The following is a 12,286-nucleotide window of genomic DNA, read 5'->3' as shown; positions in this document are numbered from 1 at the left end:
GTCCTCTCTGTCTGTGATGTCCCGACCGTTGATCAGTCGTGTTGGATAAAGCTGGGAGCGACGGCCTCGCCCAGATCTTCGGTGGCCTCGGCGGCGATCAGGTCGCGGATGCGCTTGCGGTAGACGGTGGGTGCCTTGTCAATGGCAATGCGGATGGGTCGGCGGCGCTGCGGGCGCTGTTCATTTGCATGTACCGCCTCCAGGATCTCCTTGTCCTCGGCAAAGGCCTGCCGGAACATCCCGTCCATCTGTGCGGCGGCCTCCTCTCCCGGTTCAGTGTTGCGCAGGTGCATCCAGTGATCAATCGTATGATGCTCATTCACAGGTGTTACGAAATGCAGCGCAAAGACGCGCACGCCCCTGTTGCGGTCCTCCTCCGAGCACGCCAGCGCGGTGTCAATGCTGCCAAAATCAATCACCGCCGTCGACGGCAAATGCAGATCGTAATAGTGCCAGCGGTCCACGTTGCCGTCAAACCCGCCGAACTTCTGGAAAAAGCCGATGGGTGGCGCATCGCGGATCCATCGCCAGGCAGAGATCACCGCGCCGCTGGTGGACACATGCACCGGCACGTTCTCCGACGCCGCATTGCCCAGGGTGGTCGGGTGCACAAAGCTCACATGTGCCGGATCGACGAGGTTCTCCGCCACGTTGAGGTAGTGCGAGCGGATATGCAGGGCGTCGCCGTGGTGCAAATGCCAGCCGGGTTGCGAGAACTGCGGCAGATCAAAGATATCGTCCGGATCCGCAAGCGCCGGCGTGCCCATCCAGATCCAGACCACGCCGTGGCGTTCCTCCACCGGGAAGGTCTCGACATAAGCGCTTTGCGGCGTGTTCTGCTGGCCGGGCACGCGGACGCATTGGCCGGTGCCGTCAAAGGTCATGCCGTGATAGCCACACTGGATGGTATCGCCGATCCGCTTGCCCTTGGAGAGCGGCAGCAACCTGTGCGGGCAGCGGTCCTCCAACGCGCGCAACGTGCCCGTCGTTTCGCGAAACAGCACCAGATTCTGGCCCGTAATCTCAACCGCGCGCAGGCTGGTGCCAAAGTCTTTTGACCACCCGGCAACATACCAGGCGTTTCGAACAAAACTCATGCAGCGAACGCCCCCGTCTCGTTAACGAATGACCAAAGTGAGCCGCATCGGATCGCTTTGTGTCAATCGTTTTTTCATTTGCATGCAAACATTTTTCGGATTTCGCCCGGACTGCCGAAGTTCAGTTCAGAGCCTCGCCTGCCGCCCTGTACGGCAGGCGCAGGCATATCGCTATTTGTCAAAGATCCAGCCGCCGCCCTGGGAGCGCCCGGCCCGCTGTCGTGTTCCGGCGTCACAAGGAAGTAGCCGGATCAAGGTTACTTTTCCTGGTTTATCCCACCGTCCGGGAGCGCTACTTAGACATTCTAGGCTTTTGGCTGACTGCATGCACGGACCAGAGGCCACGAACAGAAAGGTCGGCGCGCCGTGGCCAAGCTCTATTTTCACTACTCAACCATGAACGCGGGCAAATCGACCGTCCTGCTGCAGGCCGCTTACAACTACCGCGAACGCGGGATGGAGCCCTATCTGCTGACCGCACGGTTGGACCATCGGGCGGGGGCCGGACGGATCGCGTCGCGCATCGGTATCGACGATGCGGCCGATACCTTCGAGCGGGACAGCGATCTCTTTGCGCAGATCGCCGCAAGACAGCAGGCAGGACCGATCGCCTGCGCCTTTGTGGATGAAGCGCAGTTTCTGACCGAAGCACAGGTCTGGCAACTTGCCCGCGTGGTCGATGATCTCTCGGTCCCGGTGATGTGCTTTGGACTGAGGGTGGACTTCCGAGGCAAGCTCTTTCCCGGCTCGGCAACGCTGCTCGCGCTGGCCGATGAGATGCGCGAGGTGCGCACCATCTGCCACTGCGGGAAAAAGGCCACGATGGTCGTGCGCCGCGACGGCGCGGGCAAGGTTGTCATGGACGGGGCGCAGGTGCAGATCGGCGGTAACGAGACCTACGTGTCGCTTTGCCGTGTCCATTGGCGGGAAGCGGTCGGCGACCGGCCGGACAGCTGATCGCCGTGGAACCGGTGGGGCCGCCCGGCTCCAGACGACACGAAGGATGGATCAGGGTCCGCTAAAGCGCGTCGAGCCATCCCGCGTGCGCGTTCTCAGCCTGGGCGCGAAAAGGCCTTCGAAGGCCTTTCGCCCCTTGCCGACGTCCGCTCTGCGAGATCCAGCCGCTGCGGAACCTCTGCGCGCCTCTGGCCGTTATCCTATCGCAGTGCAGAATCAGGAGAGCAAAGAGATGGACAGATTGAGCATCGTACTGACCTTCATGGTCGGCGCCGTCATCACCGGCGCCATCGTTATCCCCGCCTTTGTCATGGGCTATTACTCAGTCTGGCCAGTGGTCATAGGCGCAGCAGCCTCGATTGTCGCATCTTGGCCGATCTCCTATGTCATCTCCCGCAGGATCAAGCGAAACGACCCAAGCTGGGACCGCACACCGAGCGAGAAGACGCTGCTGCCCAACCCAAATGCACCGGAGGTTTGATACAGCAGGGCTCAGCCCATCCGCCACGTCTGAAGCATGCCCTGCCGCGACGCAGGACTGAGCATCATACCGGATTGGGCACGGGCTGGTCTTTGAAGAACGCGTCGAGATTTTTGACTGTCATCAGCCCCATTTCCTCACGGACCCCCAGCGCCGCGGTCCCCAGATGTGGCAGCAAAGTCACGTTTTCCATGGCAATCAGCGTCTCGGGCACCTTGGGTTCGAACTCGTATACATCGAGCCCTGCACCAGCGATCTGACCCAGTGCCAGCGCGTTGATTAGCGCAGCTTCTTCGACGACATTGCCGCGGGCGATATTGATCAGATGTGCACTGGCCCGCATGGCGCCCAGCACCTCTGCATCAATCAGGTGGTGAGTCTCGTCTCCCCCCGGCACAGCCACCACCAGAACATCGACCGCCTCAGCAAGCGCGACGAGGCTTTCCTTGGCCACGGCGGGAAAGTCCAGCGACTTGGGAGAGCGACTGTGATAGGCGACATTCATCCCAAAGCCAAAATGGCACCTGCGCGCAATGGCCTGACCGATCCGGCCCAGCCCGACGATACCGACCGTCTTGCCCCCAAGATGCATGCCGAGCAGTTGCGTCGGATGCCACCCCTCCCACTGACCCGCACGCAGCAAACGCTCGCCCTCGCCCGCGCGGCGCGCGCTCATCAGCATCAGCGTCAATGCAACGTCCGCCGTGGCATCCGTCACGGCACCCGGCGTGTTTGTCACCACGATTCCGGCCTGTCGCGCAGCGCCCACATCAATGTGATTAAAACCGACGCCAAAGTTTGCGAGGATGCGGCAGCGCGGGTTGGGGTGTGCCGCGAAAATCTCGGCGCTGAAGAGATCGCCCAAGGTAGGGATCACCCCATCGTAGTCGGTAAGCGCAGTCGCCATCTCCGCCTCGGTGAGCGGTCCGGTGTCCTGGCGGACTGTGACATCAAAGAGCGCTTTCGCCGCGGTCTGAACCTCTTCCGGCAAGGGCCTGGCCATGAAAACCTTGGTCAATGCATCCGCCCTCCTTCAGGCACATCGTGATCCGGGCGCGCCAGCACGATCTCTCCCTCAGCGTCCGGCAAACCCAGCACCAGCACCTCGGACATGAAAGGCCCGATCTGACGCGGCGGGAAGTTGACAACGGCGAGCACTTGCCGGCCAATCAGCGCCTCTGGCGTGTAATGCGCCGTGATCTGAGCGGACGTCTTGCGCTCGCCCAGCTCGGGGCCAAAGTCGATCCACATCTTGATGGCCGGTTTGCGCGCCTCTGGGAAGGCCTCGGCGCGGGTCACAGTGCCGCAACGGATGTCTACTCTCAGGAAGTCATCAAAGCTGATGTTATCCATTGGCCAGCTCCCGGGAGCGGTCGGCAGCGGCGCCGACCGCACGGCGCAGGAGCGCGGGGAAGCCTGACTGCGGCTCCATCAGCACCTCCAGCGCGGCCTGAGTGGTCCCGTTGGGCGAGGTCACATTGCGCCGCAGCACATCTGGCCCCTCATCCGACGCCGCGGCCAGCGCACCGGCCCCCGCAACGGTTGCCGTTGCCAGCTGCAAGGCCACCTCCTCGGGCAACCCTTCGGCGACGCCTGCGGCAGCCATGGTTTCAATCATGTGAAAAACGTAGGCGGGACCCGATCCGCTGACACCGGTGACCGCGTCGATCTGTGCTTCTTCGGTCAGGCGGATAACGTCGCCCACAGCGCTCAGCAGGGTCTCCGCCTCCTCCAGCGCCTGCGTGCCTGCCGCATCATTGCCGACAATGGCCGTGATGCCCTGCGAGATCGCGGCCGGTGTGTTGGGCATGGCCCGCACAATGGGGGTTTGCGCGCCGAGGATCGCCGAAAGCCCACCGATGGTGATGCCCGCGGCGACGCTGACAAAGACGGTCCGCCCGTTGCCCATGGCGCGCAGTGTCGGCAGCGCTTCGGCCATCATCTGTGGTTTCACGGCCACCAGCACGAGCGCGGGTGTCTCAGGAAGTTCGGTGTTGAGATGGACCCCGGTACCGCGCAGCCAGTCCGACGGGTTGGGGTCCACCACCCAAACGGCCTGGGGCGGCAAATCGCGGGCGAGCCAACCGGCAAGCATGGCGGAGCCCATCTTGCCACAGCCCAGCAACACCAGCCCGCCCTGCGCGATGCGACTGTCTTTCATCGGCTCCGCCCTTTCTATCCCCAGGTCGGAAATAGAGTTACGCGCGCCCGTAAGCCTCTGCAATAGCGACCTGCAATGCCTCGGATGCGGTCTGATTGCCCCAGACCAGCAGTTGCATCGCCGGATAGTACCGCTCCGCACTCATGATGGCGGCCCCGATCATGGTGTCGATCTGGTCCGCACTGGCTACATGACCGCCAGCCAGAACGAGGCCGTAGCGGTAGACCATCAGTTTTTGTTCGTCCCAATGGGTGAAGGCGCCTGCCCAGCACTGATCGTTGATCTGGTTCAACAGGTCGTAAAGATCGGGCAGCTTGTCGGCGGGCGGCTCCATATCGAAGGTGCAGATCAACCGCAGCGTCTCATCATAGGCCGACCATGCCAGCGTCAGCGAATAGGTTCTCCACTGGCCTTCGACGGCCATGGCGATCTGCTCGTCGGAAATGCGGTCGAAATCCCATTCGTGGTGCGCGGCGAGATGCTCGACAATGTCGATCGGGTGAATGTCATCTTCCAGATACTGCTCGGAAAGGGCCATGGTGCCACCTCTTTTTATCACTCTAGCGATGTGGGCCCGAAGTGGCCCCCAAATGCTAGGTGCCTACACTACAGACCGGGGCGATCCCCCTGGTCCGTACAAGATATGGTGGGACGCTCGGGAGCGTCTGGCAACCCCTATTCTGGTAGGGACCCTCAATAAGTTGTGGATGAACGGCAATAGAGCGCGAAATGTCGCCAAGCGTTAACGGACGCACGCCCGCCTTAACCAAATCGCAACGAAAAAGGCGCGCAGCCATGCCACGCGCCCGTCGTCTTGCAGCACTGAGTTTGGCTCAGTCCTTTGCCTCAAGCGCATCGAGCCGCGCCTTCAGCGCCTCATTCTCCTCGCGGGCCTTCTGTGCCATGGCGCGCACCGCATCGAATTCTTCACGGGTGACGAAGTCGCGGTCCGCCAGCCAGCGGTCCACCATGCCCTTCATCGCCGTCTCGGCCTCGTCGCGCGCACCCTGCGCCACACCCATCGCATTGGTCATGAGCTGCGAAATATCGTCAAAGATCTTGTTGCGGGTCTGCATCGCTCGCCTCCGGCTGTTCACAACTTCTATATGGTGCGCAAAGGGCCGCGCTGCAAGGTTGACTTCCCCTGCCGCGCGCAGGAAAGGAGGCGCCATGCTCGCGATGCTGCCCTTCCCCGACATCTCGCCCGAGATCTTCTCGATCTCGCTCTTTGGTATGGAATTCGCGCTACGGTGGTACGCGCTGGCCTACATCGTGGGCATAGTCGCGGGCTGGCAGCTGGTGGTCCGCGCCGTGCAGAGCCCGCAGCTCTGGCCCGGTCAGACGCCCGTGATGCAAAAGGCGCAGATCGAGGATCTGCTCACATGGGTGATCATCGGGGTGATCCTCGGCGGGCGGCTTGGCTACGTGGCCTTTTATCAACCCGGCTATTACCTGCAGAACCCGGGTGAGATCCTGGCGGTCTGGCAAGGGGGCATGGCCTTTCACGGCGGCATGCTGGGGGTTGTCGTGGCGGGGCTGATCTACACCTGGAAACACCAGATCCCGCGGCTGAGCGCGGCTGACATCATGGCGCTTGGCGTGCCACCGGGGCTGCTGCTGGGTCGGATTGCAAATTTCATCAACGCCGAGCTTTGGGGACGACCCACCGATCTGCCGTGGGGCGTGGCTTTTCCAACGGCGGCGGCCCAAGACTGCCCCGATGTCATCGGCATCTGCGCCCGCCACCCCTCGCAGCTCTATGAGGCCGGGCTGGAAGGGCTGCTGCTGGGCGGGCTGCTGATCTGGCTGGTCTGGCGTGCGGGCGCGCTCAGGACGCCCGGGCTGGTGGCGGGCACCTTCTTTGCGGGCTACGGTGCGGCGCGTTTTGCGGTGGAATTCCTGCGCCAGCCCGATGCGCAGTTCGTCACCGCCGGCAATCCGCTGGGGCTGGCCTGGCACGTGGGCGGTTGGGGGCTGACAATGGGGCAGATCCTGTCGCTACCGATGATCCTGCTGGGGCTGTGGCTGATCAGCCGCGCCCGGGCATGAGCCTGCGGGATCTGCTGATCGCTCGGATCGCCGCGACCGGGCCGATATCGCTCGCGGACTACATGGCGGAATGTCTGCTGCACCCGGAGCATGGGTATTACACGACGCGCATGCCTTTTGGCGCCAAGGGCGATTTCATCACAGCGCCTGAGGTCAGCCAGATGTTCGGTGAGTTGCTGGGTCTTTGCCTCGCCCAAAGCTGGCAGGATCAGGGGGCGCCTGCGCGCTTTACACTGGCCGATCTGGGTCCGGGACGCGGGACGCTCATGGCCGATATGCTGCGCGCCACACGACGCGTTCCCGGTTTTCATGCCGCGGCGGAAATCGTGCTGATCGAAGCCTCGGACAAGCTGGCAGAACAACAGCGCGAGCTTCTCTCTGAATACCCCGTCCGATACCTGCGCGATGTGGCGGCACTGCCCGATCAGGCGCTGTTCGTTACCGCCAACGAGTTCTTCGACGCGCTGCCCATCCGCCAGTTCACCCGCGACGTGACCCACTGGCGCGAAACGCAGGTAGGCCTGAAAGATGGCGCCCTGACGTTCGGCCAGGGCCCGGCGCTGCCGCAACCGGCGCTGGAGCAGCGCTTTGCCCACACCGCCCCGGGCGAGGTGGTCGAGATTGCGGCGGCTGCCGGGCCGATCCTGCATGAGCTGGGCAGCCGGATCGCAGCCCATGGCGGTGCGGGCCTGATCATCGACTACGGAGACTGGCAAAGCCGGGGCGACACGTTTCAGGCCCTGCGTGGCCACGCGCCCACGGACCCGCTGGCAGATCCGGGACACGCCGATCTGACCGCGCACGTGGATTTCGAAGCGCTGGCGGAGGCCGCCCCCTGCCAGTACACGCGCCTGACCCCTCAGGGTGTCTTTCTGGAACGGCTCGGTCTGACGCAGCGCGCGCAAAAGCTCGCAGCGCAGCTGAGCGGAGACGCCCTCACCGCCCATATCGCGGCACATCGGCGCTTGACGCACCCGGCGGAAATGGGAAACCTGTTCAAAGTAATGGGGCTGTTCGCGATTGGCAGCGGCCCGCCGCCCGGGCTTGACGTATGACGCTTGAGATACTGACCTGTGACGCGCTGTCGCCCCTGCGGCACGGTTTCTTCACCCGCCGGGGGGGCGCGTCGTCGGGCGTGTTCGCGGGGCTCAACTGCGGGGTGGGAAGCTCTGACCAGTCTGAGATCGTCGCCATCAACCGCGCCCGCGTGGCTGAGGCGATGTCCGTGCCCGCCGACCACCTGCTCGGCGTGCATCAGGTCCATTCTCCCTGCGCCATCACCGTCTCAGAACCGCTGGCCGAAAAGCCCCGGGCCGATGCCATGGTCACCGCCACACCGGGGCTGGCGCTGTCAGTGCTGACCGCGGATTGCCAGCCCGTCCTGTTCGCAGATCTCGAGGCTGGTGTGATTGGCGCGGCCCATGCAGGCTGGCGCGGCACGCTTGAAGGGGTGCTCGACGCAACGGTGGATGCCATGTGCGATCTGGGTGCTGAACGTGCGCGCATCAGCGCGGTGATCGGCCCCAGCATCTCGCAAAGAGCCTATGAAGTGGGGCCGGAGTTCTTTGAGATCTTCATCGCCACCGACCCCGACAATGCACGTTTCTTTGCGGGCGGCAAGGCAGACCGCATGCATTTCGATCTTCCGGGTTTCGGACTGAGCCGGTTGCGCAACGCAGGGATTACGTCAGCCGAGTGGACACGCCATTGCACCTATGCGGATGCGGACCGGTTCTATTCCTTTCGCCGTGCAACCCATGCACAGGAAGCTGATTATGGCAGGTTGATCGCGGCCATCACACTGTGACCGCCGTTGAACTGCCGTCTGCTGTCAGGCGGTCGTCTGCAACTGCTCTTCGATCACCTCGAACGGCACGCCCGGTTCGTCCTTTGCGCCGCGGATAACCAGCGATGTCTTGACGCTCGCCACATTTGGTGTGGTCAACAGTTCACCCGTCAGGAATCGCTGAAAGCTCGACAAATCAGGCGCTGCACATTTCAGGATAAAATCCACCTCGCCGTTGAGCATGTGACACTCGCGCACCAGGGGCCAGGCGCGGCAGCGATCCTCGAAGGCGGCAAGATCCGCCTCCGCCTGACTGGCGAGCCCGACCATGGCGAAAACCTGCACTTCAAAGCCAAGCTCGCGCGCGTCCACATCGGCGTGGTAGCCGCGGATGTAGCCCGCCTCTTCGAGAGTGCGGACCCGGCGCAGACAGGGCGGCGCAGAGATGCCGACCCGCTTGGCCAGCTCCACATTGGTCATCCGACCATCCGCCTGAAGTTCCGCGAGAATCTTTCGATCGATCGGATCGAGTCGTGTAATGCCCATATATCCCCCGATTTTTCGGTTGTTATAACATGACCCGACGGATGCGCAATATTGTTTCGCCAAAGCGCAAGATCCTTTCGGACACTTGAAGTGCGCGCAACTCTTGATTGCATAAATGCGCGGTGAGAAGGGGTTCCAGCAGGTCGCGCCTCGCTATATATGTCGATGGCTGCAGCGATATCAACGGAGGGCGCGCATATGTCCGAGACACGGCACATGAAGGTACTGATCATCGGCTCCGGTCCGGCGGGATACACCGCGGCGGTCTATGCAAGTCGCGCAATGCTCAACCCCGTTTTGGTGCAGGGGATCGAACCCGGCGGCCAGCTGACCACCACAACGGAGGTCGAGAACTGGCCCGGCGATACGGAGGTGCAGGGCCCCGATTTGATGATACGGATGCAAGAGCATGCAAAGGCCATGGGCACGGAGATCATCGGCGACATCATCACCGATCTGGATCTCGGACAGCGCCCCTTTACGGCCAAGGGTGACGGCGGCACCACCTATATGGCTGATGCGGTCATCCTTGCCACCGGCGCGCGCGCCAAATGGCTAGGGCTGCCGTCGGAGGAGAAATTCAAGGGCTTTGGCGTGTCGGCCTGTGCCACCTGTGATGGATTTTTCTACCGCGGTCAGGAGATCGTGGTGGTTGGCGGTGGCAACACGGCGGTGGAAGAAGCGCTCTTTCTGACCAATTTCGCCTCCAAGGTGACGCTGGTGCATCGCCGCGACGAGTTGCGCGCCGAAAAGATCCTGATCGACCGACTGATGAAAAACCCCAAGATCGAGCCTTTGTGGTTCCACGAGTTGGAGGAAGTGACGGGCACGGAAAACCCGCTCGGCGTGGAGGGGGTGAAACTGCGCCACACCCAGACCGGGGAGATCACCGAGATCGCCGCCAAGGGTGTCTTTATCGCCATCGGCCACGCGCCCTCCAACGAGTTGGTCAAGGACGTGCTGGAAACCCATATGGGCGGCTACGTGGTGACCAAGCCCGACAGCACGGAGACCTCCATCCCGGGTGTCTTCGCGGCGGGCGATCTGACAGATCACAAGTACCGCCAGGCGGTCACCTCCGCGGGGATGGGCTGTATGGCAGCGCTGGAGGCCGAGCGTTTCCTGGCAGAGACCGCAGGCGAAGAAACCTCGCTGCCGCTGGGCTACGGGGCAGAAATAGGCAGCAGCGCGGCGGAGTAACCGGTGCCTTGGCTGAGGCCAGGTGATACCCGCCGCTTGAACGGCGACCTCACAGGATATCGGGTGATTGCTCCGGACTGGTCCTCGCTTGTTGGCGACCGGTCAGCGTGGACTGTTGGAGTGGCGGGCTGTGAGGTTTGGTATTTCTTGTCGGATCTCCTCTCTCAGCACGGGCGCATCTGCTCACCGTAAAGGCGCCATTTGCCCTCAGATGCTCCGCGCCGATGGAAAAATCGTTGCGACCGACGGCGCAGAATGAACGGTCCTGCATCAAGGGGCGTGTTGCGCGCCCCGGCTCATCAGAGAACGGTGGTTTAAGAAGGTTCTCACTTCACCTCGGGATAAGGCCGATTGTGCCCGTTCAGGCACGGCACTTGTCCCGAACTGCGAGGTTTACCGATGCCCACCAAGGCCGCTCTGGCGCATATTCCCGGCCCCCCTGCCCTGCCGCTTGTCGGTCACACCTTCGCCATTGCGCGCGACAGCTACGGCACTCAGGCAGAGTACATCCGGCGCTACGGCGAGGTCTACAAGACCAACATGCTGGGAGTGTGGCGCGTGAACCTCTGCGGTGCGGATGCGTTGGAGCGGGTGCTGCTGGACCGGACAGGGCTTTTTTCCTCCGAAGGCGGATGGGACGCGCTGGCGCGGATCTACCCGGGCGGTCTGCTCCTGCAGGATTTCGAGCACCACCGCGCCAATCGCCGGATCATGCAGGCCGCCTTTCGCGCCGAGGCGATCCGCGACTACCGGCTGCGCATGACAGGGGCGATGACCGAGCTGTTGGATCGCTGGCCTGACGGCGAGGCATTCTGTTTCTACAAGGCGATCAAGGCGCTGACCCTGCGCCTCGGCGGTGCTGTCTTCATGGGGCTGCCGCTCGACGGGCCGCTGGCACAGCAGGTCAACCGGGCCATTCAGGACGAGATCCGCGCCTCGATCACGCCGATCCGTCAGGCCATCCCCTTCACGCCCATGTGGCGCGGGGTGCGCGGGCGCGATTTCCTGCGCGAGGCGTTCCGCAAGCTGATCCCCGAACGGCGCGCGCACGGAGGTGATGACTTCTTCTCCCGGATGTGTGCGGCGACGGATGAGAACGGACAGGGCTGGGACGAAGACCAGATTCTTGATCAGTTCAACCTGCTGATCATGGCCGCCCATGACACCACCGCCACCTCGCTCTCGGTCATGATCGAGGCGCTGGCGAGCCACCCCGAGTGGCAGGACCGGCTGGCGCAGGAGGTGGCAAGCCTGGGTGACAGACCGCTGGACGAGGACGCCCTGGGGCAGATGCGCCAGACCAACAACGTTTTTCGCGAGGCTTTGCGGCTGGTCCCGCCGGTGCCTTTCATTCCGCGCAGGGCGACGCGGGACTTCGACTGGCAGGGGTACCGGATCCCCGCGGGCACGTCGCTGTCGCTCAATCCCGGGGTGACTATGTTGTCGGAGACCTATTTCACCAACCCTACCGCCTTCGACCCGGATCGTTTCGCGCCCGACCGGGCCGAGGATCAGCGCCACAAATTTGCCTGGAGCCCCTTTGGCGGCGGGGCGCATAAGTGCATTGGAATGCACTTCGCCACGCTGCAGGTGAAGCTCTTTGTGGCGACACTCCTGCGGAGCAGACGCGTCAGGCTGGCAGGTGCGCGCCCCGAGTGGCAGCGCATGCCTATCCCGAAACCCAAAGGCGGGTTGCAGGTGATCCTAGACCGGATCTGACCGCGACACGTCACACTTCCGTGCAAGCGGGGACTGGCGGAGATTGGCCGGAGCCCCCGCTTGACGCGGTCAGAACGTGCTTGAAAGCCGCACCGCATACGCGCTATGGGCCGCTCGATGCACCTTTGGGGGGAGGGTGCCGGCACCTTTTGATATGACGCGAGTGAATTCATGACTGCATCCAATCTTTCCCCCATCTCTGAACTCTACGTTTCCTCTGATTCGGCTCAGAAGCTGAAGTTGGAGGCGGGGGATTTGACGAGTTGGGATCTGACCCCGCGGCAGATCTG

General features: G+C 63.1%; 14 protein-coding genes. 7 read left to right on the top strand and 7 right to left on the bottom strand.

What is annotated here, in order from left to right:
* Window positions 1-32 precede the first annotated feature (32 nt).
* On the bottom strand, window positions 33-1,097 hold the full coding sequence (locus tag Q1A53_RS20880) for an aromatic ring-hydroxylating dioxygenase subunit alpha (protein WP_299970436.1): 1,065 nt from the start codon (window positions 1,095-1,097) through the stop codon (window positions 33-35).
* Between the two features lie 366 nt (window positions 1,098-1,463).
* On the opposite strand from Q1A53_RS20880, the gene Q1A53_RS20875 reads away from it, so the two are divergent.
* Window positions 1,464-2,054 carry a thymidine kinase gene (locus Q1A53_RS20875; protein WP_299970434.1) on the top strand — a complete coding sequence of 197 codons (591 nt, stop codon included), beginning with the start codon at window positions 1,464-1,466 and terminating at the stop codon, window positions 2,052-2,054.
* A 232-nt stretch (window positions 2,055-2,286) separates the two neighbouring features.
* Window positions 2,287-2,535 carry a hypothetical protein gene (locus Q1A53_RS20870; protein ID WP_299970431.1) on the top strand — a complete coding sequence of 83 codons (249 nt, stop codon included), beginning with the start codon at window positions 2,287-2,289 and terminating at the stop codon, window positions 2,533-2,535.
* Window positions 2,536-2,599: 64 nt separating this feature from the next.
* Here Q1A53_RS20870 and Q1A53_RS20865 read toward each other — a convergent pair whose 3' ends face one another.
* The 5 genes from Q1A53_RS20865 to Q1A53_RS20845 all read right to left on the bottom strand — a co-directional run bounded on the left by Q1A53_RS20865 (window position 2,600) and on the right by Q1A53_RS20845 (window position 5,772).
* Window positions 2,600-3,538 carry a D-glycerate dehydrogenase gene (locus tag Q1A53_RS20865; protein ID WP_299970428.1) on the bottom strand — a complete coding sequence of 313 codons (939 nt, stop codon included), beginning with the start codon at window positions 3,536-3,538 and terminating at the stop codon, window positions 2,600-2,602.
* An 11-nt stretch (window positions 3,539-3,549) separates the two neighbouring features.
* Window positions 3,550-3,888, bottom strand: a complete 339-nt coding sequence (locus Q1A53_RS20860; RefSeq protein ID WP_299970425.1) for a tRNA-binding protein — start codon at window positions 3,886-3,888, stop codon at window positions 3,550-3,552.
* Window positions 3,881-4,696 (bottom strand): pyrroline-5-carboxylate reductase, encoded by an 816-nt coding sequence (gene proC / locus Q1A53_RS20855; protein WP_299970422.1) that lies wholly within the window; start codon window positions 4,694-4,696, stop codon window positions 3,881-3,883. Before proC ends, Q1A53_RS20860 begins: the two co-directional genes overlap by 8 nt.
* Window positions 4,697-4,733: 37 nt before the next feature.
* A complete protein-coding gene (locus Q1A53_RS20850) occupies window positions 4,734-5,234 on the bottom strand; it encodes a YbjN domain-containing protein (RefSeq protein ID WP_299970421.1) in 501 nt (166 codons plus the stop codon).
* Between the two features lie 295 nt (window positions 5,235-5,529).
* Window positions 5,530-5,772 carry an accessory factor UbiK family protein gene (locus Q1A53_RS20845; protein ID WP_299970418.1) on the bottom strand — a complete coding sequence of 81 codons (243 nt, stop codon included), beginning with the start codon at window positions 5,770-5,772 and terminating at the stop codon, window positions 5,530-5,532.
* Window positions 5,773-5,866: 94 nt separating this feature from the next.
* On the opposite strand from Q1A53_RS20845, the gene lgt reads away from it, so the two are divergent.
* Genes lgt through pgeF form a run of 3 tightly spaced genes read left to right on the top strand, consistent with a single transcriptional unit; the run spans window position 5,867 to window position 8,552 of the window.
* On the top strand, window positions 5,867-6,745 hold the full coding sequence (lgt, locus tag Q1A53_RS20840) for a prolipoprotein diacylglyceryl transferase (RefSeq protein WP_299970415.1): 879 nt from the start codon (window positions 5,867-5,869) through the stop codon (window positions 6,743-6,745).
* Window positions 6,742-7,800, top strand: a complete 1,059-nt coding sequence (locus tag Q1A53_RS20835; protein WP_299970412.1) for an SAM-dependent methyltransferase — start codon at window positions 6,742-6,744, stop codon at window positions 7,798-7,800. Before lgt ends, Q1A53_RS20835 begins: the two co-directional genes overlap by 4 nt.
* Complete coding sequence (gene pgeF, locus Q1A53_RS20830; protein ID WP_299970409.1) at window positions 7,797-8,552, top strand: peptidoglycan editing factor PgeF; 756 nt, start codon at window positions 7,797-7,799, stop codon at window positions 8,550-8,552. Before Q1A53_RS20835 ends, pgeF begins: the two co-directional genes overlap by 4 nt.
* Window positions 8,553-8,576: 24 nt before the next feature.
* Here the strand turns inward: pgeF and Q1A53_RS20825 are convergent, their stop codons facing one another.
* Entirely contained in the window at window positions 8,577-9,077 is a 501-nt protein-coding gene (locus Q1A53_RS20825) for an Lrp/AsnC family transcriptional regulator (RefSeq protein WP_299970404.1), read from the bottom strand.
* Between the two features lie 198 nt (window positions 9,078-9,275).
* Here Q1A53_RS20825 and trxB point away from each other — a divergent pair, with 198 nt between their 5' ends.
* Both trxB and Q1A53_RS20815 read left to right on the top strand, forming a co-directional pair.
* Window positions 9,276-10,277 (top strand): thioredoxin-disulfide reductase, encoded by a 1,002-nt coding sequence (trxB, locus tag Q1A53_RS20820; RefSeq protein WP_299970402.1) that lies wholly within the window; start codon window positions 9,276-9,278, stop codon window positions 10,275-10,277.
* Between the two features lie 399 nt (window positions 10,278-10,676).
* Window positions 10,677-11,996, top strand: coding sequence for a cytochrome P450 (locus tag Q1A53_RS20815; RefSeq protein WP_299970399.1), 1,320 nt, complete (start codon window positions 10,677-10,679; stop codon window positions 11,994-11,996).
* The last annotated feature ends 290 nt before the right edge of the window (window positions 11,997-12,286 follow it).

It is taken from the genome of uncultured Roseobacter sp. (genome assembly GCF_947496515.1).
In the GTDB taxonomy this organism is placed as follows: Bacteria; Pseudomonadota; Alphaproteobacteria; order Rhodobacterales; family Rhodobacteraceae; genus Roseobacter.
This window is presented reverse-complemented; position numbering and strand designations above follow the sequence as displayed.

Excerpts from the sequence above, each read along its gene's own strand:
- Q1A53_RS20880 (WP_299970436.1), bottom strand. The coding sequence starts at position 1,097 with ATGAGTTTTGTTCGAAACGCCTGGTATGTTGCCGGGTGGTCAAAAGAC.
- Q1A53_RS20870 (WP_299970431.1), top strand. The coding sequence starts at position 2,287 with ATGGACAGATTGAGCATCGTACTGACCTTCATGGTCGGCGCCGTCATC.
- Q1A53_RS20865 (WP_299970428.1), bottom strand. The coding sequence starts at position 3,538 with ATGGCCAGGCCCTTGCCGGAAGAGGTTCAGACCGCGGCGAAAGCGCTC.
- Q1A53_RS20860 (WP_299970425.1), bottom strand. The coding sequence starts at position 3,888 with ATGGATAACATCAGCTTTGATGACTTCCTGAGAGTAGACATCCGTTGC.
- proC (WP_299970422.1), bottom strand. The coding sequence starts at position 4,696 with ATGAAAGACAGTCGCATCGCGCAGGGCGGGCTGGTGTTGCTGGGCTGT.
- Q1A53_RS20850 (WP_299970421.1), bottom strand. The coding sequence starts at position 5,234 with ATGGCCCTTTCCGAGCAGTATCTGGAAGATGACATTCACCCGATCGAC.
- Q1A53_RS20845 (WP_299970418.1), bottom strand. The coding sequence starts at position 5,772 with ATGCAGACCCGCAACAAGATCTTTGACGATATTTCGCAGCTCATGACC.
- lgt (WP_299970415.1), top strand. The coding sequence starts at position 5,867 with ATGCTCGCGATGCTGCCCTTCCCCGACATCTCGCCCGAGATCTTCTCG.
- Q1A53_RS20835 (WP_299970412.1), top strand. The coding sequence starts at position 6,742 with ATGAGCCTGCGGGATCTGCTGATCGCTCGGATCGCCGCGACCGGGCCG.
- pgeF (WP_299970409.1), top strand. The coding sequence starts at position 7,797 with ATGACGCTTGAGATACTGACCTGTGACGCGCTGTCGCCCCTGCGGCAC.
- Q1A53_RS20825 (WP_299970404.1), bottom strand. The coding sequence starts at position 9,077 with ATGGGCATTACACGACTCGATCCGATCGATCGAAAGATTCTCGCGGAA.
- trxB (WP_299970402.1), top strand. The coding sequence starts at position 9,276 with ATGTCCGAGACACGGCACATGAAGGTACTGATCATCGGCTCCGGTCCG.
- Q1A53_RS20815 (WP_299970399.1), top strand. The coding sequence starts at position 10,677 with ATGCCCACCAAGGCCGCTCTGGCGCATATTCCCGGCCCCCCTGCCCTG.